Raw genomic sequence first — 21,497 nt, 5'->3', positions numbered from 1 at the left:
GTACCGTGAACAGTTCACATTCAACTCAAAGGTCTATATCTACAGTAAAATCTGTTGTATAAGCCCCGCCTCATCGCATCGAACTTTACGAGTTTAATTATGAGATGTTGATGAGGAAGCACTCAGTAGCGGCCCATAGTACCGACCCATAGATGCGGCACACCGCAGGGCGCACGCGTGGGTATCTGTGAACCCGCTCGTCCGCCAACCCCCACAATCCAACACACGGCCACAGGACGCCCGTAGAGCCACCCGACACAACTCCGAGAGGGATGCATCGTATCGAGAAAATAAACCGCACTGTGGGCCTACTGTGGATTCCGTAGGGGTGGCACCAGCCCCAAATAGATAATAAATCTGGTAGTAAATCAGAATGATACAGAAAATATCACAAATCGTCCTCAGAGAAAATCAAGCGGGTGCTATTCTCCTCAAGCCAACGCGAGTGTTCCTGATACTCCGGGTCGTGTTCCCCAACGAGTGACCAGAACGAATCATTGTGATTCGACTCTCGAAGGTGAGCCAACTCGTGAATCACGATGTAGTCCACTATCTCCTGAGGGGCCATCATCAGTCGCCAGTTCAGCCCGAGTGTTCCAGTTGTAGAGCAGGAACCCCACTTCGTTCGTTGGTTTCGTATCTCAATCTTCTCGTACTCTACGTCCATTTGCTGAGCGAAGTACTCTGCACGTTCCTCGAATGTCTCACGCGCCTTGCGTCGGTAGAGCGTTTCGAGGGCACGCTTCACCGACGTATCCTCAACGTGGTGTTTCGCCAGCCGTAGCGTGTCCTCAGTAACGTCCGATGACGGACGGCGCTCCACCACGACTTCACGCTCGGAGCCAAGATACGGGAACACTGCGCCCTCCTCGTACTCTCGCTCCGGAATCTGCTCGCGATACGTGTCATACTTCTCTTTCTTCTCCACAACCCACACCGCGTTCTCTTTGAGCAGTTCCTCGGGATAGGCTTCGTCCGATTGTGGAACGATGACCGTGACGCCGTGAATGTCCACGTCGATGCGCGGCTCGGTCGCATCGTCACTCCGCCGGAGTTCGTACTCGACGGACTGGCCTAATAACTCCACCCTCCGCCGTTGGGTCTTAGCCATTGTTCTGTATGAGGTAGTTCCGCACGTCGTCAACGAACCCGTCGTCATCTTGGATGAGGTGGCCGAGGTCGTGTTTAACTACCAGCACATCCAATAGGATACGCTCAATTTCCGCGATGGTCTGTTGGTTTGTTTTCCACCCGGAGTAGCCACGGTCAACACGCTCGCGGAACTGCGAGACAATCTCCTCTGCGACTCTCTCCGCCTGCTCATCGGACTCTATTGCGTCCGGCGTCTCCTCGGTCAAGTGCGTGTAGATGGCGAACTCGGCGGCTTCCATCCCCTCCTCATCGGCTTCCTGTTCGACCTTCAGCACCTCCTCCTCGACAGATTTCAGGGCTTCAACCGCCTCGGGGTCGCTAATCTCCTCGCCTTGCCATCGCTCAACTATATCTGTAACTCGTTCACTCAGTCGCTTGTACCGAGGATTCTGGTTCTCGCGTGGGTGAAGGTGTTCACGGGTCGCGTGCGCTACCTGCGAGGCTTTGACGCCGGGATTTTCTAACCCCTCTACGTCTTCAAGGTATTCCTCCCCAAGTTTGTACGTCGGGAAGTCCCGCTTGATTTCGGGAATATCGACGTGTTTGTTGATTATCTCCCTCGTTTTCTCGCGCATCTCCTCCTCGGGGTCGTCGTCGCCCGAGGTCGTGCGCTTGAACGCGACGTGAATCCGGCTCAGCCACTTATACTCGCGCTCAATGCCCTCACTTACCAGCCGCCCATCCGGTGCGACAGCCTCGTAGAGATTCTGGAGCCGTCGGAAGTTCTGCTTGAACTCACGGCGTTCCGGGTGCGTACTGACACGTTCGACGGCTTCGGAGGTCGCCTCCTGCGTATCTTCTTTGGGAATCCCATCGAAGATACTCATTACGCGCTCCACTTGCTCCACGAGGTCGTCGTAGAGTTCGTCTTTGTCGCGGGCGGCATACGCTTTAGTCTCGGCGTCGTAGTCGAGTGCTTCGTCAATGTTCTCGAAGACGCCTTGGAAGTCTACAATCTCGCCGTTCTCCTTACCAGCGGCAGGCCGGTTCGTCCGAGCGATAGCCTGCATTAGGTTGTGGTTCTTGAGGTTGCGGTCGAGATACATCGTTTTCAGAATCGGCGCGTCGAACCCCGTCAGGAGCATATTGTGGACGACGAGGAGTTTCGGATTCACCTCCTCTTTGAACGCCTTGACGATACTGTCACGCTCCTCGGAGTCCGTGTGGAACTGCTTGATTAAGTCGGAGTCGTCTTTAGTCGAAGTGTAGAGTACTTCCACCTCCTCATCGCCCCTTCGACGGCGTAGACGCTCGCCATACATCGCCGCAGACCGGCGGCTTGGGGTCACTACCATCCCTTTCCAGCCGTTCGGGGAAACGTGGGTGTCGTAGTGCGTGTCGATTTCTTCGACGGCCTTCTCTACGCGCGGTTCGATTTCTGCGAGCGTCGTCGCCGTGACGTTCTCGCGGATTGCCTCGCGCTTCTCGTCGGTCGTCATTCCACGAAACTCCTGCTCGAACTCCTCATCAAGCCCCGCTTCGTCAATGTCCCACTCCATCTCGTGCCGGAGCGTGAAGTAGACGGGGAGAATCAGGCCGTCGTCGATACCCTGCTTTACCGAGTAGCGGTGGAGGTAGTCCTCACCCTCGGGAGAGAACTCGCGGAACGTGTTGCGGTCTTCGTGGCGTTCCCCCTCACGAACAGGCGTGCCGGTAAACCCGAAGTGGTAGCAGTTGGGGAGTGCGGCATCGAGGCGACTCCCGAGGTCGGCCTCCATAAATCGGTGCGCCTCGTCGCTCATCACGATGACCTCGTCGTTCCCTTGCACGTCGGGGTCAACGTCCTCGAACTTCTGGATGGTCGTCAGAACCAATTGACTACTCCCCTCCTCGATGAGACGCTGGAGGTGGTCGATACTCTCAGCCTCCGTCCATTGCTCCAGCGAGAGATTCGCCAGTTGGTCGCGCATCTGGCTGTTCAACTTGTCCGTGTCCACAATGACGAACACCTGCGGGTTGCGGGCAACTGTTGGCCGTGAGAGCAGGTTCTCGGCGGCGTACAGCATCGTGAAGGATTTGCCCGACCCTTGTGTGTGCCAGATGAGGCCGCGGTTGTGGTCGCCCTTACGGACGCGGTCGAGGATTCGATTCACCGCGTAGTACTGCATATATCGAGGGACGATTTTCGCGTCTCCACCGGCTCGCCGCTCGTAGAACACGAAGTTCTTCAGCAGGTCGAGAATCGAATCGGGATTACACAGCGCCTTGACCGCCTGCCTCATCGCATTGTCGTCCTCGAACTCCTCCGGGGCGTCGTTCCACGGCTCGTAGAACTCCTTTGGAGCGCCGACCGCGCCGTAGCGGAGTTCCATCGTATCGGCGGCGACGTTGAACAGACCGGGAACGAACAGCCGGGGCACGTCCTCCTCGTAGTCTTTGAGGTCACGGACGGCGTCGTGCCAGTCGTTATCCTGCGCGAGGCTCTTGAGTTCCATCGTCACGAGCGGAATCCCGTTGACGAACAGATTCACGTCCGGACGGATGGTCGTCTCTCGGGAGACAGAGAACTGGTTCACCGCGTGGAAGCGATTGTTCTCGGGGTTCTCGTAGTCAATGAGGTCAACGTAGATTGTGTCGGTCGCGCCGTCATCGCGCTGGACATTGAATGTCTTGCCCTTGGTGAGCAACTGGTAGAACGCGCGATTGCCATCCATCAGGTTCTCGGCGTCGAGGTCGCGGCGGAGGGAGGAAACGAACTTATCGACGTTGTCCTCGGTCACGTCCTCGTTCAACGCGACGACCTGCTCGGCAAGGAGGTTCCAGTAGATGACCTCGTGGCTGTCGCGCTCGTAGGCCTCATCGAGAACGTTCGCACCTCGTCCGCCGTCCTGTCCGTGCGTCTCCCACCCGACGCCGTCGAGCCACGAGAGAAGCGAGCGTTCGACGCCGCTCTCGGATGGGATGCTAACCATACTGTGCGATTTCCTCGGGTACCTCTATGTTAGTGTCGGTTGTTCGGACTGTTCCTGAGAGGAGGTCTTGCATTAGACCGCGTTTGAGCCGCTTCAGGCGTTCTTTTTCGTTCGTGTTTGTCTCAATCGTCCTCTCTATACTCTTTAGAATGTTCACCATCTCCTTCTGTTCATCAAGAGGGGGGACAAACACCTCGAACTTCTCAATCATAGATTGGGAGATGTTCTGCTGGTGAGTTCCGGCGCTAAGAGCGGTGAGTTGTTTCTTCCGGTGGATGAGTTGCTGGTGGAGGAGGTAGGAGTCCATCTCTGACTTGTCGGTGACGATTCCACAACAAGCCTGATTCATAGCCGCCTCCATTCCTAACCGGCCATTCTGCCCTAATGCACCGCCGTACATCGCAAACACGACTGTTCCCTCTGGGAATAGTTTAGCCGCTGATTCGTCCAGTCCCTTCGCTGTTATTGTAGTTTTAGCAGAATCTACTAATCCGCTATTCAAGTCGTCTGTTTTGACCCACTCAATATCTCCTCCATAGTACTCCTCCTTGCCTGTATTTGGAGTTCCACCGGAACCAATTCGGTCTGCTATCTCACGTACTGGCTTAACCTCCCAACTGGCCGGGATAGTGCCATACTTCGTCTCTTGGAAATCATCATAACCACGAACTCCACGAGAGAATAAATCCTGCATCGCCCCTTCTCTCAGGCGTTCTGTTTGTGTTATGACCTCCTCAGTCTTCTCAATCGCCCGGTCAACCGTGTAGAGTACGGTGGCGATTTTGCGCTGTTCGGGGAGTGGTGGGAGTGGAACGGGTTGCAGGTCAAGTCGAGTTTTCGAGAGTTCGATTTGACCCGTCGAACCATTCACACACATTGAGTAGAGAAGTGCTTGACCGAGATGGCTCTCCAAAAAGTACCGGTGGAAGTACGGATTTAGTTCATCATCAGTCCGAAGAAGGGTGACGTGAGAATCTATTGCACGCCGCTTGTTATCTGGATAGACCTGTGCCCGTCCAAGCGTACCTTGCCCGGTTGAGTTCAGAATTACGTCCCCTCTCTGTGGAAAGTATTTGTCTTTCCAGTCTTCTCCTACGTCTTCATCCAGGTAACGGAGATTCTCAAAATGCCACCCATCCCAATAAATGCACTCTTGATTGATGACTGGAATACCGTCATCATCGTATGTTGGTTGTTTTCCTCGCGTGATTAGCCTCTTTATGTCACCGAGACGTTTTGCGCTCCACTCACCCGGAGTTGATAGCGTGAACGGCCCAAATTGCTCCTGGTCTAATGTCTCGGTATCCGTGGCTGACTCCCTAGAGTCATCTCCCTCGGCGTTCACGAACTCATCTAACGTGGCATCCTCACTCATAGTCCAACGCCTCCATATGCTGACTCATCTGCGACTCAATCTCATTCCTTTCGTCCTGCAACGCGCGTAGTTTCGCCAGTTCTTCCTCCAACTCAATGTCCTCCTCCGGTTCGGTCGTATCGACGTACAGCGCGATGTTGAGGTTGTAGTCGTTCTCTCGAATCTCATCAAGCGATACCGCCCGGCTCACGCGCTCCTCAGTCGCCCACTCGCGGAAGTTCCCAACGATGTGGTTAAGCCCCTCCTCGGTGAGTTCGTTCTGGTTCGATAACTCCTCGTAGAATGCCTCGTCTGCGGCGTGAATGAACTGCACCTCGTCCTCGCGCTCGGCGGGCTTGTCCGTATTCAACACGAGGACGGCGGAGGGAATCGAGTTGTTCTGGAACAGGTTCTCGGGAAGCCCGACGATGGCCTCCACCATATCGTTCTCCAGCATTGGTTTCCGATACCGTTGCTCGTGCTTGCGGAACAGCACGCCGTGGGGAATGACGATAGCGGCCTTACCCCCCGCCTCATCGCGCTCGGGACGCTTGAGTTGCTTCGCCATATGCATAATGAAGGCGTAGTCCCCTCGGTCAGCACGCGGGAGTTTCTTGTGCCAGTCGAACCGGCCATATGGGTCGTCTTGGAGGTCATCTTTCGCCCAATCCGCCGAGAACGGGAAGTTAGCAAGGACGCGGTCGAAGCGCGTGAGTTCGTTCTCCTCGTCGTCCGTGAACGCGGGACTCGAAAGGGAGTCCTCTCGCTGTATCTCCCCATCAAGGCCGTGGATGGACAGATTCATTTTCGCAATAGCCGCAATATCCGGGTTGATTTCCTGCCCGGTGAAGGTCATCTTCGTCGGGTCGCCGCCCTGCTCCTCGCGGTAGTACCGCGCGGCCTCGATGAGCATCCCACCCGAGCCGACTGTCGGGTCGTGGAAGGTCATACCGTCCTCGAACTCATCGACCAGTCGCACGCAGAGATTGACGATGTGGGGCGGCGTAAAGAACTGTCCGCCGGACTTGCCTTCCTCCTCCGCGAAGTGGCGTACCAAGTCCATATATGCCTCTCCGAGCATATCCGGGGGCACGCTGTCGCGGTCGAGGTCGTGCTTCGACAGGTGTTCGACGAGTTTCCCGAGCCGGTCGTCATCGAGCGCGTCGGCGTCGATGTAGTCCGCACGGAAGACGCCCGTTAGTTCGGGGTTCTCCTCGGTGAGCGCGTCGAACGCTTCGTTCAGGGCTTGGTCAACGTTGTCCGAGACGGCGCGAATGTCCTCCCACAGATAGCCCTCGGGGACAACGGGAATGTCGTAGAGGTTGTTCCGACGTGCGAAGTCCTCGCCGTACTCCTCGACGTTCTCGGCGTACTGTTTCTCGAACTCGTCGGAGATGGACTTGTAATAGACGAGCGGGAGAATGTACTCCTTGTAATCGGTCGGGTCAACAGCGTCACGGATTATGTCGGCGCACTTGAATAGGTGAGATTCCAGTTCGTCAAGTGAAATAGGCATATGACTACTGTTCTATGCTGGTATCATATGCTCTGCGGTGGCGTTCGAGAGCGGCAGTGCGATGAGGGCGGGCGAAACTTCGGGGACACAGGGCTTAGCCTCATCACAATGACTTCCTCCCCCCTCATCGAATTATTACAGCAAATCCAGAGCCAGCCACAGTTCGAGGTTCCTGAGTGTGTATTTATAATCCTTCTTTTGAGAGTCATCTGTGGCCTCTAACCACTTCTTAGCAATTTTAGGTATGAGTTCTCTCGCAGTATCAGCATCAATCTCATTTCGCGTGTCTATCTCCTCGCCATCGACAGTCACAGGCGATTGATTTGTCAGAATCTCCTCCACTCGGGATTGTTTTCCACGGTCGAATAATCGGCGGTACTTGGCGACGTTGAATTTTGGATGGTTGACACTCTCGCTGTTCGATATGAACTCGTCAAAAGTGTCTCTCTCTCCCGAGATTAGTAGATTTTTACAAGCAGAGTGTCGTGCCGCCGAATTATCCGGAGTTCCTTCCAGAATCTCTTTACGAGTATCTGACGTTACATTTTGCATCCAGTACGTGCCCTGAAGCCACTCGGTTAGTGAACTATGAGTGAGAAGTTCTGCTACTTCTGCATCATCGAGACTCTCTACGTTAGCATAATACCGCATTAGAGTCTGCAAATCAACGGAATAACCTGAAGTCACTCTACTTTTAGCAACGTCAGCATCAATTTCCTCTTGTAGAGAGCCGAAATTCCGTCTGAAAACGTCACCCGAAACCTCATAGTCTCCTTCAGGCGAAATTTCGAATGTTATATCGGCTTCTGCTTTTTCTGAAGGCTGGAGTTTCCCTATATCTGCAACTGCATCAGGCCCCATACCGACAACGCGGCGAACACCTTCCAAGATGAATTCCCGCTCATCTGTTATCCGTTTTTGAATAATGTTTTCGAGAGTTTCGTGAGTTACTCTATGTTTTCCAGAAGAGCCTCGAACCCAAATTTCTCCTTCTTGAAGCAGGCCATCTCCATCGTGAGAGATATGTGTGGTAGAGATGCTCGGGGGGTTGTCCGGTTCATTAACAACGAGAATGGCGAAAGTGTCGCCTCCCTCGTCGTATGTATGTAACTCTAACCGGGGACTTGGAGTCATCCACCCATCCACCTTCTCTTGTAAATCATCTTCATCAAATTCCAAAATATGCCGTTCGTCCTCACTCTCTTCAGAGGCGTCCTCTGAAACGCCCACAATACCCTCTTCCTCATCGCACCCAATCAGAATGTATCGCTCGGCCTCATCGTGCGTAGCATTTGCTAACGCGAGAACGTCTTTCAGAAATTCAACTTTCAGATGTGGATTTCCGTCAACATAATAGTCAGACTTGTAATCCACCCAAGAGTGTTCATCCCCATCGAGTTCCTCAATTAGTTCGATTGCATCCCTGTGATTCATTCGGCTATCACTTTTCGAGGAATTCTGTTAAATCATAGGGCGTGCGACTCTCCGATTAGCGAAACCGACTGGTCTTGGTTCGGCATATGCGGGTCTAACCGGGTGTTCTTTAAGTGTGGCATTAGTATGACCTCGTAAGAGCAGTCGAAGTGGGAAGATAACCGGCAAATTCCCCCTCAAAACGCCTGATTCAGGGTAGCGGCCCTGCGCGTCCTTGGTAAGGACGAGACCCCGGGTTCAAATCCCGGCCTAGGCTTCTTCCCCACTTCTTTCGAGCGTTTCAAGCTTCTCTGTCGTCGACTGAGGACGAATAGAGTTGCAGTTGCAACTATCTACTCATCTGATCGAACGCCGTCGTGCGATTATGTGAGCGAAGACTTGCAACCGTTATTCAAACGCTCCAATCCAGAGGGAACTCCGCCTACGTTCGGAACGGCACCTGACCCCCATTCACTCGAACAGCTTTTGCGCTCTCCTGTAGATGGGTGCACCGAGCCAGTCGCGGATCTCCGCAAGCGCATCCAACTTCCCTCTCGCCTCCTCGCCCGCGAGAACATCTCTCTGCACCAGGGCCTTGAGGACGATCGGTGAGATCGCTACTTTCGCGTCGGCGACTGTCTGTAGTTCGGGGAGTGCGCGGAGGTCGTCTGTGAGCAAGAAATCGGCGTCTATGTCTTTGGTCAGGAGTGCGCAGCTTCCTTCGCCTTCGTCTACTCGGGAAGAAGTGAACGCCCGCTCTAGGTCGTGAACCGTGAGTCTGTCCCGGTTGTCGGGGACGATCTGTGCTGCGGCTCCGTGCTGGTCTTCGTATTCGCTGGTTTCCTCCAGTTCCGCTATCACCAGTGCTGTGGAGCGGACGTCGAATTCGGTTAGAAGCATATCGAGGAGGTCAATGGAGGCGAGTGAGATGAGGCTGCTCGTGTCCGCGACGATCATATTTTTTGGGTCTACAGGTCTGCGAGTTCGTCGGCCAAATCTTCGCCCTGGTCGAGGATAGTTTTGGAAGCCTTCACCGATTCAGCGTCCTGCCGTCCGATGAATTCTTTCAGGGTGTCGAATCCGATTCGGTCGTCGAGGTAGAGTTCGATGACTGCCTCTTTGAACGCCTCGTCGTCTTCGATTGCTTCCAGGTACTCCTGGAGTGCTTCTTTGACGATCTCTGTCCGGTTCCTGTGGCTGACCTCGGCTGCGACATCCGCCTTCTCAACGAGATCGTCCGGGAGTCGGAAGTTGACTTTGGTGCTGCCCATACTCACAACCTTCTTGTACATACATTGTACCTACGTATTCAAATAGATTTCCGCGGCCCGTAGCAGGATACACGGGTCCGACCGGTGAAGTAGAAAATCCACAACTGACCAACGCCGAAGTCCAGTTCAGTCCCTTCAAAATAACTGTTGTAACTGTGTCGCGTGCTCGCCACTCTCTGGTACCGCCGAGCAGCGGTATGAGACGACAACAGACAGTAGCAGGCTTTCTCGGCGAGGGTCGCCAAACATCCGGGAAAAAGAAAGACGCAGTGTGATCGTGAGAATGTATCGAAGGATTTCGTGGGAACGTGCTAAAGGATTTTTACGGTTGCCTCCGTGAGGACACTCGATGGCCGGCCAAACGGAAACTCAACTTGAGCGGACGCTCGGGCTGAAAGAGGCGTTAATGATCGGTGTCGGAACGATGATCGGGGCCGGCATCTTCGTCCTCCCCGGCGCCGCGGCAGCGCTGGCCGGGCCGGCGTCGTCGGTCGCGTTCATCGTCGCCGGCGCGATCGCGATGTTGACCGCGCTGTCGGCGAGCGAACTGGCGACGGCGATGCCGGCTTCCGGCGGGCCGTACCACTTCATCAACAAGGGACTGGGCCCGCTTTTCGGTTCGATCGCCGGCCTCGGGAACTGGCTCGGGTTGGCCTTTGCGACAGCGTTCTACGCCGTCGGCTTCGGCAACTACGTGACGCCGTTGATGGCCAGCCTCGAACTGAATCTCGGCGTCGTCGCCGCCGTACCGCTGAGTGGCCCACAGATCGGCGGGCTGGTCGCCGCCTGCGCGTTCATCGTGGTCAACTACCTGAGCACCGACGGGACCGGCAACCTCCAGAACGTCATCGTCATCGTCCTCTTGGGGATCCTCGGTGCGTTCATCGCACTGGGTACAGTCCAGGTGGACCCGTCGAAACTACGGCCCTTCTTCCCGCAGGGTTCCGGTCCCGATGCCATCCTCCCGGCGACCGCCCTGGTGTTTGTCTCGTATCTTGGATTCGCCCAGGTGGCGACGGTTGCAGGCGAGATCAAACAGCCCGGTCGGAACCTCCCGCGGGCGATGGTCGGCGGCGTGTTGCTCGTGACGACCATCTACGCGATCTCGATGCTCATCCTGCTCGGCGTCGTGCCGCTGGATCAGGTCGCGGGCGAGGGAACCGCGATCGCGATCGGCGCACGGGCCGTCTTCGGCGGGTTCGGCATCGGCATCATCGGCGTCGGACTGCTGACGTTCGGCGGGCTGCTGGCGACGGCGTCGTCGGCGAACGCGTCGGTGCTGTCGGCCTCGCGAATCAACTACGCGATGGGACGCGACGGGCTGATGGACACGCGGCTCTCGAAGGTCCACGACCGGTTCAACACCCCCTACCGATCGATCGCACTGACGGGCGCGCTCATCCTGGTGTTCATCGTCGCCGGAAAGGTCAACGCCCTGGCGAAGGCCGGCAGCGTCCTGCACCTGCTCGTGTACGGACTCCTGAACGTCTCGTTGATCGTGATGCGCGAGACCGAGGCAGCCAACTACGATCCCGGATTCGAGGTGCCCGGCTACCCCTTCGTGCCCGCACTGGGCGCGGTGGCGTCGTTCGCGCTCATCGGCTTCATGGACCCACAGCAGATTCTCCTGGCCGCCGCACTCGTCGGTGCCGGGATCGTCTGGTACGTCGCCTACGTCCGCAAGCGCGTCGATGACACCAGCGCGCTGGCACGGTACCGCTCGCCGCCGGCCGTCGAGATCGAAGTGGACGTCGATTTCGACATCGGGGGCGACAGCACGCCGGCGACCCCGAGGGCAGATGCCGACAACTGACCGCAGTCCGTCGGGCTGGAAGCGAGCGGACCCGACGGTCACCGCCGCCGTTTCGCGAGGCGGTCGATCCCGTCTCCCCGCCGCGGAAGCGCCGCAGCGACCGACGCTCGGAGGAACTCAGCTATGATCGAAGATCCCACGATACTCGTTCCGATCGACACATCTGATCCGGACGAACCGGCACTGGAACTGATCGAGGTGTTGCACCCGCTTCGGATCGTCGTCGCCGGGTACTACCCGGTTCCCGACCAGGCCCCACCCCAGCAGATCCGCGAGGAGTACGAGACGGAGGCGACGGACGCGCTGGAGGAGAGCGTCCGACAGTTCGCCGATGCGGGCGCCGAGGTGGAGTCGGTGCTCGTGTTCACCCGCGATCGCACCCAGACGATCGACCGAATCGCAAACGAGTACGGGTGCGATGCCGTACTCGTCACCGGCCACGTCGAGGGCCTCGACAGGGTGCTCGTCTCGCTGAAGGACGAGCAGAACATGTTCCGGGTCCTCGAAATCGTCGAACTGATGATGGAAGCCGGCGACCCCGAGGTGACGCTGTTCCACGCCGAGAGCATCGAGAAGGGCAGCGCCAAGTCCGAACTCTACCTCCGCGGGGCGACCGACTGGCTGGTCGAGCGCGGACTGGACCGCGAGGCGATCACCTGGAAGGAACCGACGGCCGAGACACAGGACCGAGACCTGCTCGATCTGGCGGAGTCGCACGACTTCGTGGTGATGGGGGAGTATGAACCCGGGATCCGCGAGCGGGTCGTCGGCGATATGCCGTCGCGGATTCACGAGCGAACCGACAGACCGGTTCTGGTCGTCCGGAAAGACAGAGGACAATGACCGAATCCGAACTTACCGTACTGGTGCCAGTCGATGTGTCGAGCGACGAACGGCCCGATCCGGACCTGCTGGCGCTGTTGCACCCGGCGAAAATCGTGCTCGTCGGCTGGCATCCCGTGCCGGATCAGGTCGCCTTAGAGCAGATGCGCGACGAACACGAGGACGCGGCGATCGAGCGCATCGAAGCCATCGCTGCGGATGCGCCCGCGGAAGCCGACGTCGAGACGCTGGTCGTGTTCACTCGCGACCGCGGGGAGACGGTCGATCGCGTCGTCGAGGAGCACGGCGCGTCCGTCGTCGTCGTCCCGGAAGACGTGCGCGTCCTCGAACGGATGCTCGTCCCGATCCGGGGGGACGTGAACCTCGACCGGATCCTCTCGGTCGTCGCGACCCTGCTGCAGGAGAGCGACGCGTCGGTGACGCTGTTTAACGCGACACCCGCGGGGGAAACCGATCCGACCATCGGCGAGACGCTGGTGGCGGGCGCGGCCGATCGGCTGGCCGACGCCGGCGTCGACGCCGACCGCATCGAGACCACGAGTATCGAGAGCGACTCGCCCGTCGACGACATCGTCGACGCCGCGAAGAACCACGACGTCCTCGTCATCGGCGAGACGGAACCGTCGCTGACCGAACGCATCCTGGGGACCGTCCCGACGAAGATCATCCAGCAGTCCGAGCGGCCGGTGCTGGTGGTTCGGGACACCACTTAATCAGTACCCGAACGCGGCGTCGAGAATCGCCGCCGTCTGACCGACGCCGACGACGGCGAGTCCGGAAATCGTGAGTGCCGGCACCGTCACGGCAAAACTCCCCGCGTACAGTCCGGCGCCGAGTACCGAGGCGACCGCGCTCCCGACGTAGAGCAGCGGCCGATCGGCGCCGCGGCGGGCGGTGTCGACGAAGCCGACGGCGGGCAGGAGCATCCAGCCGAACAGCGCGACCGCCTGTAACGGGGCGCCGGCGGCACCGAGGCGGAAGCCGACGGTTCCGAGCGCCGTCACCACGAATCCGACGGCGACGATCGACCACCACACCCGGAGCGCACCGTGTCGCATCTCGGCGTACCCGGTCACGGTGAACACCGCAAGCAGGATCGACATCACGACGTGCGCGACGAAGAGCGTCGAGTCGGCGACGGCGCCGAGGTGGGCGAGGACCACCACTGTCCACGCGAGCGGGACCAGAAACGCGGGGCCGACCTCCCGGGCCTGACGGAGCATACCCGAGAGGAGTCGCTGCCGATACAAAGACGCTGTGGGCTGCCGCTCTTTCGAGCCGCTGTCACCGCACTCTCGTCTGCAGTCTCGTCGCCACGCACTCTCGTCTGCAGTCTCGTCCTCACCGCGCCCGCCGGACGCGACGTCACTCGACCGGCTGGAACCGGTAGGTCAGCACCTCGTCGCTGTCGTCCCACTCGAAGTCGCCGGGGTGGACCCGCTGCATCCGCCGTTTGTACGCCTCGAGCGACTCAGAGCCCTCGCGCTGGGCGTCGGCGTCGGTGAAGTCCCCGAGCGTCCGGTGCTCGACGCTCGTCACCTCGAACCGGTCGCCGTCGATCTCGAAGGTGTCGCCCTCGCTGGCGTAGCGGTTGCCGGCACCGCGCGTCAGTTGGGTGATGTCGCCGTCGCGCACGGACTGCTGGACGCGGTCGTTCGGGAGAATATCGTCGGCATCGATTTCAGCCATATCCACGCGTATGAACGGCGGCGCCAAAACGGCATCGCGTGGCCGCGAGAACGCGGGGACTGTCGGTCACGCTGCCGTCGATTCGTCCTCTGATAATGATTACTCTCACTTTTTACCGCCGAGCGCCACCCCCGTTGACGGCGCTCGGCGGTAAGAGACGAGAGTAATCATTATGAATCGGACGCGCCGAGCAGCCGCGGGAGCGCCGTGTTCGCGAACGTCAGCCCGACGACGAGCAAGATCGGCGCGAAAAAGAGGCCGTAGAACCCGAGCACGACCGGGCCGAGCGTGTAGGCCAACATCAGCAGTCCGACGTGGGTCTCCTCGCCGCTGAGCAGCGGCCGGAGCACCAGATCCGGGATCGTATCCACGATAACGACCGCGACAAACAGGAACACGGCAATGTACACCAGGTTCGTGGGATCGCCCCCGAGAAGGATCGGCACGGCGCTGATGATCGTCAGCGGCAGGTAGACGATCTTCATTCCGACGACGGGGATCAGGCTCGCGATCCCGGTGAGGGCGCCGGCGAGTGCGGGGTAAGGCACTTGGGCGGGTTCCGGGACGAACACGTTGTACCCGCTGAAAGCGCCGATCGCGATCAGCGAGATTGCGAGCACGTTCAGGAGGTTGCCGAACAGGACCGCCTCCAGTTCCGTGTCGACGGCTTCGAGGTATTCGCGGATGATGGCGTCCTCGTCGAACCGCAGCAGCCACGCGCTGATCCGATCGCCGTCGATCAGGAGGTAATAGGTGACGATGATGACGACAAAGAGGTTCAAGAAGAACTGCGAGACGAGCGTCGTCAGGAACCGGGCGTGCTCAGTCGCGAAGTCGATGAAGGGCGCCAGATCGCCCGACTGATACGCGTCGTAGAGTCCCTCGACAGTCAACTCGGGGATGTCGGTGACGCCGCCGAACCACTCGAAGTTCTTGGCGGCGACGTCGACGAGGGCGTACGCCTCGACGAACTGTCGAGCCTCGATCACCAGAAGGACCGCCGCATAGCTCACGAGCAAGACGAGCGGGATCGCAAGCGAGGCCATCACGATCGCCGCCCGGACGTTCGCGGGCAGGCGGAAGCGACTGAGGGCCTGATGGTAGCGTCGCGTCGAATAGTAGAGGAAGACCGACACGGTGAGCGGGGCGATAAACTCGTATGCGAGAAAGCCGATGGCGACGGAGACGAGGATGCCGAACAGGGCGACGGCGAACCGGTTTCCGTTCATACGATTGAAATCTACGTGAGGGTTGTAAAAACGTATCCCTGTGCGGGCGCGCTTCTCACCCCGAGCGTACTGCTCAGGCGTACGCCTCGAACTCCTCGCCGAAGACCAGGAAGTACCCGGTCCCGACGAGGCCGATCGCGGCGGCGATGGTGAAGGCGAGTTCCGGGTTCACGAACTCCCAGAGGTAGCCGCCGAGGGCGGCGCTGGGGATGACGACCGTGTTCCGGAGGAGGTAGTACGTCCCCGTGACGCGACCGCCAGCACCCCGCTCGGCGGGGCCGACGATCAGAGCCTTGTGTGAGGGAAGCCCGGCGAACCGCACCCCCGAGAAGGCGAACACGAGCGCCATCGCGCCCCACGTGGCCGGCGCGTTGATGAGGACGATCGGGAAGACGGCGTAGACCGCAAAGCCGAGGGCGACGACCGGTTTCAGGCCGACGCGCTCGGCGACCTTCGCGGCGGGCGCCATCACGAGCAGCGCGATCAGCATCTCCACGCCGAGGAGGTAGCCGAAGAAGGCCGCAGGCGAAAGATCCAGCGCGTACGAAAAGCCCGCGACCGACACGGTCGCCTCGAGGCCGACCTCGTAGAGTTGGGTGACCACGAGCACGAAAAACACGTAGACCATCCCGTTAGCGAAGCGGACGAGCGTGTCGCCGACGAGCAACGGCCGCAGGGCTGCGGGCATCTCCCGGAGATCACGGCGGATCTCCCCGACGCCCGCGAAGGAGTCGCCGATCGTGTCCTCGCTCGCGTCGTACAGGAAATGCTGCGCCAGCGTCCCGACGACGCCGAAGCCGACGGCGACCGCGAGGACGTACCGGAAACTCACCGTGAACGCCGGATGCAAGCCGATGAGCACGGCCGCGAGCACCGGGCCGACGAGAAAGGCCGTCCGCCGGAAGGTCTCCGTGCTGGCGAACCCGGCCGCCAGCCGGGAAGGATCGGTCGCCTGCTTGACCACCGCGAAGGTCGCCCCGAGGCCGAACGACTTCCACGCCTGCGCCAGCAACAGCCCGACGAAGAGCCAGAGCCACGGCCGGATCGTCACGCCGGCGACCGAGAGCGCCCCGAGATCCGGCGCCAGGAGCCAGACCACGAAGCCCAGCGTCGACACGAGGCCGAAGAGCGTCAGCGAGTACCGCGAGCCGATCCGATCGGAGATCGCGCCGCCGGGATACGGATACACCGCCGAGATGATGTTGCCGACGGTCCCGAACAGTCCGACGACGAAGCCGCTGGCGCCGAGTGCGACCAGATACTCCGGGAGGAACCGGTTCGTCATCTGGAACCCGAGGCTGAACGCGAACATCGCGAGCGACAGCACCAGAACGTCGCGTTCGAGCGCGAAGAATCGCCGGAACGTCTCCAACGGCCCCGTTGCTTCCGCCTGCGTGTCGGGTTCTCTCGTTGTCATCGGACGCAGTGATTTCGAGGTGAATGCGCGCGTCAGGGCGGTAGTCCGATTCGGACTCGCCACCCTTCAGCCGTTACGAAGGATGGCGGCGCCCCGTTATATAAACCTCCGCAACGGCCGCGACGGGGTGTGTGTACCGTTTGCACAGTCGCTCAAGCGTTAATCCCGTCTCGGCCGTATTCAGTCGGTATGGTACCGCTCTCCCGACGGCAGTTCCTCGGCGGCGTGGGTCTCGCGGCACTGAGCGGCTGTGCCGGCCGAAGCGCGGGCGGGACGACGACACCCACGTCGACAGCGACGACTGCAGAGGCGACCGACGGGAGCGGATCGACGACCGACCCGGCGGTCCCGACGGCCGACGCGCGGCTTCCGCTTTCGAAGTCGCCGAAAGCGCTGCGCGACGCCTCGCGGTCGGGCGGCCCGCCGAAAGACGGGATTCCCTCGATCGATAGCCCGAAGTTCGTCGCTCCCGACGCGGTCGATTTCCTCGATCCCGGTGATCCGGTCTTCGGAGTCGTCGAGGGAGAGTCGGCGAAGGCCTACCCACAGAAGATCCTGGCGCAACACGAGATCGTCAACGACAAACTGGGCGGGACGCCTGTGGCAGTTACCTACTGCCCCCTCACCGGGACCGTCCAGGGGTTCCTGCGCGGGGAGACCACGTTCGGCGTCTCCGGCCGACTCATCAACAACAATCTGGTGATGTACGACCGAGCCACCGAGACGTGGTGGCCGCAGATCCTCGCGACGTCGATCCCGGGGCCGTGGAACGAGAACCCGACAATCGCCTCCCTCCTGGAGTTCCGGCTGATCTGGACTACCTGGGAGCGCTGGCAGCGCCAACACCCGGACACGACCGTGCTCTCGACGGACACCGGCTACACGAAGAACTACGGCCGCGATCCGTACGGCGGGTACAACCCCCGCGAGGGCTACTACGACAACGACAGCCTCCTGTTTCCGGCCCTGCGGAACGACGACCGATACCCGCGGAAGACCGTGGTGATGGGCGCACGAGCGCCGGAGGGAGCCGTCGCGTTCCGCAAGGAGAGCCTGCGGGAGGCGAAGTTGATGGACGGCAAAGTCGGCGGCGAGTCGGTGCTGGCAGTGTACGACCCGCGATACGACACGGGCTACGTCTATCGGAACCCCGAGCGCCAGGAGTACGACCACGGCGACGACGGCGTCGTCGGCCCCGACGGCACGACGCACGCGTTCGATGCGCTGCCGCTCTCCCGGATTCACACCTTCGACGCGATGTGGTTCGCCTGGGCCGGCTACTACCCCGAGACGAACGTCTATGCGTAACGAATCGCCCGATCGTCGGTCGAAGCACGCCGTCTCCCGGACGCTGACAGCGTTGACGATGGTGCGGACCAGAACCGACGCGCGTCTCGTGTTCGGCGTCGTCACTGTGGTCTATCTGCTCGTGTATCTCCGGGCGATCGGCGATATCGCACCCGGACTCGGGGGCTACTCCCTCACGGTCGCCGCCGACCCCTTAGCGAGCCTGTTGCGGCCCGCACTCGGCCCATTCTCCTTCGAACCTGTCGCGCGCATCCGCCTGGGGCCGGTCACCTACCTGTTCTCGTTTAACTCCGTCATCGGCCTCCTGCTCGCCGTGCTCGTCGGCGCCAACCTCGCGCTCACGTACCTCGCCTGGACACAGCCGGCGGCCTGTGGGATCGGTGAATCCTCCTCGGGCCTCCTGGCGAGTCTGCCAGCCGTCCTCTCGGGAACGGCCTGCTGTGGACCGGTCGTCCTGATCGTCCTCGGCATCCAGGCCTCGAGCGTCCTCCTGACGGCGTTTCAGTTTCTGCTTCCGGTCTCCGTGCTCCTGCTTGCGGGGAGTCTCGTCCTGGTCGGGCGGCAGATCGACCCACAGCGGGCCTGAGCCGGGGCAGTCACTCGCTCCGGCAGTTGACACACAGCGCGTCGTCGACGTCCTCCTCGGGGATCGTTACCCCACACCGGCGGCACCGGAACCGAGTGTGCGTGTACTCCGTGTGGGATTTAACCCTTGACTGTTCAGATTTATCGGCCATATGGGTTCGAAACAGCGCAAGATACAAAATATCTTTGCACAGATATCCCGTATTTCTGGTATCACGTGGCGGGGGCCCCGACTTGGTCTCGTAGCGGCCGCTGGCGGGCACAGCGCACGCAAAAGACGAAATGGGGACCGCACCGAGTATCCGCGAGAACGGGTCTGCTGACGGAGAGAGCCGGGAGCGGAATCGAACGAGAGAATCGCGCGAGGAGTGTTCGGTCCGTCTCAGGCTGCGCGGCGTTCCTTCGACTTGGGTCGAAGGTTCTTGTAGCCGCACTTGCGGCACTGGTCGGCCCGCTGCGGGTTGCGGGCGTTGCAGCGCATACAGATCTGCTTTTCCAGTGTACGCTTCACGGCGGATTCGTTCTTGGGCATACACTCCGCTTCCGGACGCGGGAGTATAACCCTTGCGAGACGAAAAACCTCGGAGCGCGGGCGGCCTCGATCGCAGCGACGGGTCGCGTGAAGTTCGGCGTGCGTCGTGCCACCGTCGCAGCCGTCGACTGCGACGACGAGCCGAATCAGGCGTCGGCCGGCTGTGCGGCCGATTCGAGCGCCGCCTCGATGTCCTCCCGGCCGGTGAAGCCGACGAAGCGGTCGACGATCTCCCCGTCGCGCTCGACGACGACGGTCGGGAGCGACCGGACCTGATACTGATTTGCGACCTCCTGGTCGTCGTCGACGTCGATCTTGCGGAAGTCGACGTTGCCGTAGTCGGACGCTAGTTCCTCTAAGATCGGGTCCTGCTTCTTACACGGGCCGCACCAGTCGGCGTAGAAATCGAGTAATCGGACACTCATCGTGTGCGGCGAGACGTTGCGGGGGGCGTCGCATAAACATTTCTACCGGCCCATCCCGCGCCGACTCACGCGGCATTCCGCGTCGCCTCACGCGAAAAGGACGCACACCGTCCCGGGACGGTCGAGCGTGTGGCCTCCGAGACGGTCGAGAGGTACCCGAGACCTTCGGCGAGCATCCGAAACGTTTAGGCGGCGTACCGACGACATAGGGGTATGAGCAGTGGCCAAAATAGCGGCGGCCTGATGTCGAGTGCGGGGCTCGTCCGGTACTTCGACGCCGAGGACCGCAACGCGATCCGCATCGACCCGAAAACCATCGTCGCGTTCGGACTCCTCTTCGGCGTCGGCGTCCTCGTTTTGAACGCCGTCGCGATCTGAGACTGAGTACTCTCACTGTTTCCCGCCGAGGGCACCCTCGGTGACGGCGGTCGGTGGCAAGAGACGGGAGTACTCAGTATGAAATGCCCGCAACGTTACGCGGAACGGACGCTTTTTATCGATACGGCCCTCACTCGCAGGTATGTTACGAGCGGGTGTCGTCGCCGTCCAGGGTGACGTCTCCGAACACGCCGCGGCGATCCGAAACGCGGGGGCGGCCCACGATGAAGACGTCGAGGTAGTCGAGATCAGACAGTCAGGCAGCGTCCCCGACTGCGACGTCCTCCTGCTTCCGGGCGGGGAGTCGACAGCGATCTCCCGGCTTTTGGCCCGCGAGGGGATCGACGAGGAGATCCAGACGCACGTCGACGCGGGAAAGCCAGTGCTTGCGACCTGTGCGGGACTGATCGTCGCAGCCCGCAACGCGCAGGACGACCGCGTCGACACCCTCGATATCCTGGACGTGACCGTCGACCGCAACGCCTTCGGCCGCCAGGTCGACAGTTTCGAGGCCCCGCTCGACGTCGCGGGCTTTTCGGCCCCGTTTCCGGCGGTCTTCATCCGCGCCCCCGTCATCGACGAGGTCGGCGAGGAGGTCGAGGTTCTCGCCCGGTGGGAGGACGACCCCGTCGCCGTCCGCGAAGGGCCGGTCGTCGGTACCGCGTTTCACCCCGAACTGACCAACGACAGCCGGATTCACGACCTGGCGTTCTTCGACGAGATGGCCGTCGAGGCGTAGGCTTCGGGGCGTACCGGCAGTCGACAGAGCCGATCGTGGTGGTTCCCACCGAGTCTTGTCTGGCCGCTCCTGGGACAGAAGCCGTGAACGGCCCTCTTGCATCTCTGTGAGAAAATAGTTTGTATTCTTATGTTTCTGATTTTCGGTCAGCTTTAGTATACTTATACAAACGTTTCATATCGTCGTATTGTCGAGCGAGCCAGGATCGGTTCCGGGGCCACAGTGAGGGCGGTTACACTCCCAGTAGTGGGGACAGCGTCGAGCACGCCGCGCCCGTGGCCGGTGCAGTGGGCAGTTCTCGTGCAATCGACAGTGAAGACACGGGGACAGACAAAAGAGCACGGATCTATCGGCCCCGGGATCGAATTCGGCTGTAGTCTGGGGTAGCCGTGGGTGTGCTGGAGAACTCTCCCACCGACAACGACGTGATTCGAACTCCCGCCGCCCGCGTGGGATGAACCAACCATAGCTCCGACCGTCACTGTGAGCAGGTGTGCTATGGACATTAATATAATATGACTTAACTATAAATAAAATTGGTATTATTCGTCTGTTGGCGAGCGGTCAGTCAGTAGTTTACCGCGCTTCGGGCGCTCGACGGCCCGCCTGCCGCTCGACTCGGTACACTCGATGGAGGGCGCACTGGGTGTAGCCCTTTAACTCGATCCCCGTCTCCTCCCCCTTTGTGAGACACGGCCTCCCAGTGATCGAGTTCGGTTGGTGAACCAAACGAGCGTGTATACACGTCGCCGCAGTCGGGGACAGCGCCTAAACTAACATACGTACGTCTGTTATTCTCTCGTCCCGATAGCGTCGTTCCGTGTGCAATACCATCCTCACTAGGCGTGTATGTGGCCCGCTACCGATCGGACATAGCCATTGGCGAAGACAGGTTGATAGTTCACAGCCGTTTGGCTGTGC

Annotated in this window: 21 protein-coding genes and 1 tRNA gene; 8 read left to right on the top strand and 14 right to left on the bottom strand. The window is 60.2% G+C overall.

Annotation, left to right across the window (positions count from 1 at the left end; translation table 11 throughout):
- Nucleotides 1-388 precede the first annotated feature (388 nt).
- The 5 genes from RJT48_RS14190 to RJT48_RS14170 form a co-directional block, all read right to left on the bottom strand.
- Nucleotides 389-1,111: a M48 family metallopeptidase gene (locus RJT48_RS14190; RefSeq protein ID WP_311172994.1), complete on the bottom strand. Its 723-nt coding sequence runs from the start codon at nucleotides 1,109-1,111 to the stop codon at nucleotides 389-391.
- On the bottom strand, nucleotides 1,104-4,064 hold the full coding sequence (locus RJT48_RS14185; protein ID WP_311172993.1) for a type I restriction endonuclease subunit R: 2,961 nt from the start codon (nucleotides 4,062-4,064) through the stop codon (nucleotides 1,104-1,106). Before RJT48_RS14185 ends, RJT48_RS14190 begins: the two co-directional genes overlap by 8 nt.
- Entirely contained in the window at nucleotides 4,057-5,439 is a 1,383-nt protein-coding gene (locus RJT48_RS14180; RefSeq protein WP_311172991.1) for a restriction endonuclease subunit S, read from the bottom strand. The genes RJT48_RS14185 and RJT48_RS14180 overlap by 8 nt, the downstream gene beginning before the upstream one ends.
- A complete protein-coding gene (locus RJT48_RS14175) occupies nucleotides 5,432-6,934 on the bottom strand; it encodes a type I restriction-modification system subunit M (RefSeq protein WP_311172990.1) in 1,503 nt (500 codons plus the stop codon). The genes RJT48_RS14180 and RJT48_RS14175 overlap by 8 nt, the downstream gene beginning before the upstream one ends.
- A 135-nt stretch (nucleotides 6,935-7,069) precedes the next feature.
- Nucleotides 7,070-8,368 carry an AlbA family DNA-binding domain-containing protein gene (locus tag RJT48_RS14170; protein ID WP_311172989.1) on the bottom strand — a complete coding sequence of 433 codons (1,299 nt, stop codon included), beginning with the start codon at nucleotides 8,366-8,368 and terminating at the stop codon, nucleotides 7,070-7,072.
- Nucleotides 8,369-8,561: 193 nt separating this feature from the next.
- On the opposite strand from RJT48_RS14170, the gene RJT48_RS14165 reads away from it, so the two are divergent.
- Nucleotides 8,562-8,624 (top strand) — tRNA-Thr (locus RJT48_RS14165).
- A gap of 194 nt (nucleotides 8,625-8,818) precedes the next feature.
- Here RJT48_RS14165 and RJT48_RS14160 read toward each other — a convergent pair.
- Both RJT48_RS14160 and RJT48_RS14155 read right to left on the bottom strand, forming a co-directional pair.
- On the bottom strand, nucleotides 8,819-9,304 hold the full coding sequence (locus RJT48_RS14160; protein WP_311172988.1) for a PIN domain-containing protein: 486 nt from the start codon (nucleotides 9,302-9,304) through the stop codon (nucleotides 8,819-8,821).
- An 11-nt stretch (nucleotides 9,305-9,315) separates the two neighbouring features.
- Nucleotides 9,316-9,618 carry a CopG family ribbon-helix-helix protein gene (locus tag RJT48_RS14155; RefSeq protein ID WP_345784753.1) on the bottom strand — a complete coding sequence of 101 codons (303 nt, stop codon included), beginning with the start codon at nucleotides 9,616-9,618 and terminating at the stop codon, nucleotides 9,316-9,318.
- Nucleotides 9,619-9,967: 349 nt separating this feature from the next.
- On the opposite strand from RJT48_RS14155, the gene RJT48_RS14150 reads away from it, so the two are divergent.
- The 3 genes from RJT48_RS14150 (at nucleotide 9,968) to RJT48_RS14140 (ending at nucleotide 12,987) form a co-directional block, all read left to right on the top strand.
- Complete coding sequence (locus RJT48_RS14150) at nucleotides 9,968-11,431, top strand: APC family permease (protein ID WP_311172986.1); 1,464 nt, start codon at nucleotides 9,968-9,970, stop codon at nucleotides 11,429-11,431.
- Nucleotides 11,432-11,554: 123 nt separating this feature from the next.
- Complete coding sequence (locus RJT48_RS14145) at nucleotides 11,555-12,274, top strand: universal stress protein (protein WP_311172985.1); 720 nt, start codon at nucleotides 11,555-11,557, stop codon at nucleotides 12,272-12,274.
- On the top strand, nucleotides 12,271-12,987 hold the full coding sequence (locus RJT48_RS14140) for a universal stress protein (RefSeq protein ID WP_311172984.1): 717 nt from the start codon (nucleotides 12,271-12,273) through the stop codon (nucleotides 12,985-12,987). Before RJT48_RS14145 ends, RJT48_RS14140 begins: the two co-directional genes overlap by 4 nt.
- On the opposite strand, the gene RJT48_RS14135 is transcribed toward RJT48_RS14140, so the two are convergent.
- The 4 genes from RJT48_RS14135 to RJT48_RS14120 form a co-directional block, all read right to left on the bottom strand.
- Entirely contained in the window at nucleotides 12,988-13,497 is a 510-nt protein-coding gene (locus RJT48_RS14135) for a hypothetical protein (RefSeq protein WP_311172983.1), read from the bottom strand.
- 142 nt (nucleotides 13,498-13,639) lie between these two features.
- On the bottom strand, nucleotides 13,640-13,963 hold the full coding sequence (locus RJT48_RS14130) for an ASCH domain-containing protein (RefSeq protein ID WP_311172982.1): 324 nt from the start codon (nucleotides 13,961-13,963) through the stop codon (nucleotides 13,640-13,642).
- Nucleotides 13,964-14,133: 170 nt separating this feature from the next.
- Complete coding sequence (locus RJT48_RS14125; RefSeq protein ID WP_311172981.1) at nucleotides 14,134-15,192, bottom strand: AI-2E family transporter; 1,059 nt, start codon at nucleotides 15,190-15,192, stop codon at nucleotides 14,134-14,136.
- 73 nt (nucleotides 15,193-15,265) lie between these two features.
- Nucleotides 15,266-16,609 carry an MFS transporter gene (locus tag RJT48_RS14120; RefSeq protein WP_311172980.1) on the bottom strand — a complete coding sequence of 448 codons (1,344 nt, stop codon included), beginning with the start codon at nucleotides 16,607-16,609 and terminating at the stop codon, nucleotides 15,266-15,268.
- A 189-nt stretch (nucleotides 16,610-16,798) separates the two neighbouring features.
- Here RJT48_RS14120 and RJT48_RS14115 point away from each other — a divergent pair, with 189 nt between their 5' ends.
- The gene (locus RJT48_RS14115; RefSeq protein WP_311172979.1) at nucleotides 16,799-17,917 is read left to right on the top strand and encodes a DUF3179 domain-containing protein; all 1,119 of its coding nucleotides are present in this window, start codon (nucleotides 16,799-16,801) and stop codon (nucleotides 17,915-17,917) included.
- A complete protein-coding gene (locus RJT48_RS14110) occupies nucleotides 17,910-18,503 on the top strand; it encodes a hypothetical protein (protein ID WP_311172978.1) in 594 nt (197 codons plus the stop codon). The genes RJT48_RS14115 and RJT48_RS14110 overlap by 8 nt, the downstream gene beginning before the upstream one ends.
- A gap of 10 nt (nucleotides 18,504-18,513) precedes the next feature.
- Here RJT48_RS14110 and RJT48_RS14105 read toward each other — a convergent pair whose 3' ends face one another.
- From RJT48_RS14105 to RJT48_RS14095, 3 genes are all read right to left on the bottom strand, one after another.
- Nucleotides 18,514-18,654, bottom strand: coding sequence for a hypothetical protein (locus RJT48_RS14105; RefSeq protein WP_311172977.1), 141 nt, complete (start codon nucleotides 18,652-18,654; stop codon nucleotides 18,514-18,516).
- A 230-nt stretch (nucleotides 18,655-18,884) separates the two neighbouring features.
- The gene (locus RJT48_RS14100) at nucleotides 18,885-19,034 is read right to left on the bottom strand and encodes a 50S ribosomal protein L40e (RefSeq protein ID WP_311172976.1); all 150 of its coding nucleotides are present in this window, start codon (nucleotides 19,032-19,034) and stop codon (nucleotides 18,885-18,887) included.
- 146 nt (nucleotides 19,035-19,180) lie between these two features.
- Nucleotides 19,181-19,459: a thioredoxin family protein gene (locus tag RJT48_RS14095; protein ID WP_311172975.1), complete on the bottom strand. Its 279-nt coding sequence runs from the start codon at nucleotides 19,457-19,459 to the stop codon at nucleotides 19,181-19,183.
- A gap of 213 nt (nucleotides 19,460-19,672) precedes the next feature.
- Between RJT48_RS14095 and RJT48_RS14090 the strand changes: the two genes are divergently transcribed.
- Both RJT48_RS14090 and pdxT read left to right on the top strand, forming a co-directional pair.
- A complete protein-coding gene (locus RJT48_RS14090) occupies nucleotides 19,673-19,837 on the top strand; it encodes a preprotein translocase subunit Sec61beta (RefSeq protein WP_185193118.1) in 165 nt (54 codons plus the stop codon).
- Between the two features lie 142 nt (nucleotides 19,838-19,979).
- Nucleotides 19,980-20,576: a pyridoxal 5'-phosphate synthase glutaminase subunit PdxT gene (gene pdxT / locus RJT48_RS14085; protein WP_311172973.1), complete on the top strand. Its 597-nt coding sequence runs from the start codon at nucleotides 19,980-19,982 to the stop codon at nucleotides 20,574-20,576.
- The last annotated feature ends 921 nt before the right edge of the window (nucleotides 20,577-21,497 follow it).

Source organism: Halobellus ordinarius (genome assembly GCF_031823395.1).
In the GTDB taxonomy this organism is placed as follows: Archaea; Halobacteriota; Halobacteria; order Halobacteriales; family Haloferacaceae; genus Haloquadratum; species Haloquadratum ordinarius.
This window is presented reverse-complemented; position numbering and strand designations above follow the sequence as displayed.

Bases quoted from the DNA above. Each gene is read 5' to 3' on its own strand.
- RJT48_RS14190 (WP_311172994.1), bottom strand. From the start codon at position 1,111: ATGGCTAAGACCCAACGGCGGAGGGTGGAGTTATTAGGCCAGTCCGTC.
- RJT48_RS14185 (WP_311172993.1), bottom strand. From the start codon at position 4,064: ATGGTTAGCATCCCATCCGAGAGCGGCGTCGAACGCTCGCTTCTCTCG.
- RJT48_RS14180 (WP_311172991.1), bottom strand. From the start codon at position 5,439: ATGAGTGAGGATGCCACGTTAGATGAGTTCGTGAACGCCGAGGGAGAT.
- RJT48_RS14175 (WP_311172990.1), bottom strand. From the start codon at position 6,934: ATGCCTATTTCACTTGACGAACTGGAATCTCACCTATTCAAGTGCGCC.
- RJT48_RS14170 (WP_311172989.1), bottom strand. From the start codon at position 8,368: ATGAATCACAGGGATGCAATCGAACTAATTGAGGAACTCGATGGGGAT.
- RJT48_RS14160 (WP_311172988.1), bottom strand. From the start codon at position 9,304: ATGATCGTCGCGGACACGAGCAGCCTCATCTCACTCGCCTCCATTGAC.
- RJT48_RS14155 (WP_345784753.1), bottom strand. From the start codon at position 9,618: ATGGGCAGCACCAAAGTCAACTTCCGACTCCCGGACGATCTCGTTGAG.
- RJT48_RS14150 (WP_311172986.1), top strand. From the start codon at position 9,968: ATGGCCGGCCAAACGGAAACTCAACTTGAGCGGACGCTCGGGCTGAAA.
- RJT48_RS14145 (WP_311172985.1), top strand. From the start codon at position 11,555: ATGATCGAAGATCCCACGATACTCGTTCCGATCGACACATCTGATCCG.
- RJT48_RS14140 (WP_311172984.1), top strand. From the start codon at position 12,271: ATGACCGAATCCGAACTTACCGTACTGGTGCCAGTCGATGTGTCGAGC.
- RJT48_RS14135 (WP_311172983.1), bottom strand. From the start codon at position 13,497: ATGCTCCGTCAGGCCCGGGAGGTCGGCCCCGCGTTTCTGGTCCCGCTC.
- RJT48_RS14130 (WP_311172982.1), bottom strand. From the start codon at position 13,963: ATGGCTGAAATCGATGCCGACGATATTCTCCCGAACGACCGCGTCCAG.
- RJT48_RS14125 (WP_311172981.1), bottom strand. From the start codon at position 15,192: ATGAACGGAAACCGGTTCGCCGTCGCCCTGTTCGGCATCCTCGTCTCC.
- RJT48_RS14120 (WP_311172980.1), bottom strand. From the start codon at position 16,609: ATGACAACGAGAGAACCCGACACGCAGGCGGAAGCAACGGGGCCGTTG.
- RJT48_RS14115 (WP_311172979.1), top strand. From the start codon at position 16,799: ATGGTACCGCTCTCCCGACGGCAGTTCCTCGGCGGCGTGGGTCTCGCG.
- RJT48_RS14110 (WP_311172978.1), top strand. From the start codon at position 17,910: ATGCGTAACGAATCGCCCGATCGTCGGTCGAAGCACGCCGTCTCCCGG.
- RJT48_RS14105 (WP_311172977.1), bottom strand. From the start codon at position 18,654: ATGGCCGATAAATCTGAACAGTCAAGGGTTAAATCCCACACGGAGTAC.
- RJT48_RS14100 (WP_311172976.1), bottom strand. From the start codon at position 19,034: ATGCCCAAGAACGAATCCGCCGTGAAGCGTACACTGGAAAAGCAGATC.
- RJT48_RS14095 (WP_311172975.1), bottom strand. From the start codon at position 19,459: ATGAGTGTCCGATTACTCGATTTCTACGCCGACTGGTGCGGCCCGTGT.
- RJT48_RS14090 (WP_185193118.1), top strand. From the start codon at position 19,673: ATGAGCAGTGGCCAAAATAGCGGCGGCCTGATGTCGAGTGCGGGGCTC.
- pdxT (WP_311172973.1), top strand. From the start codon at position 19,980: ATGTTACGAGCGGGTGTCGTCGCCGTCCAGGGTGACGTCTCCGAACAC.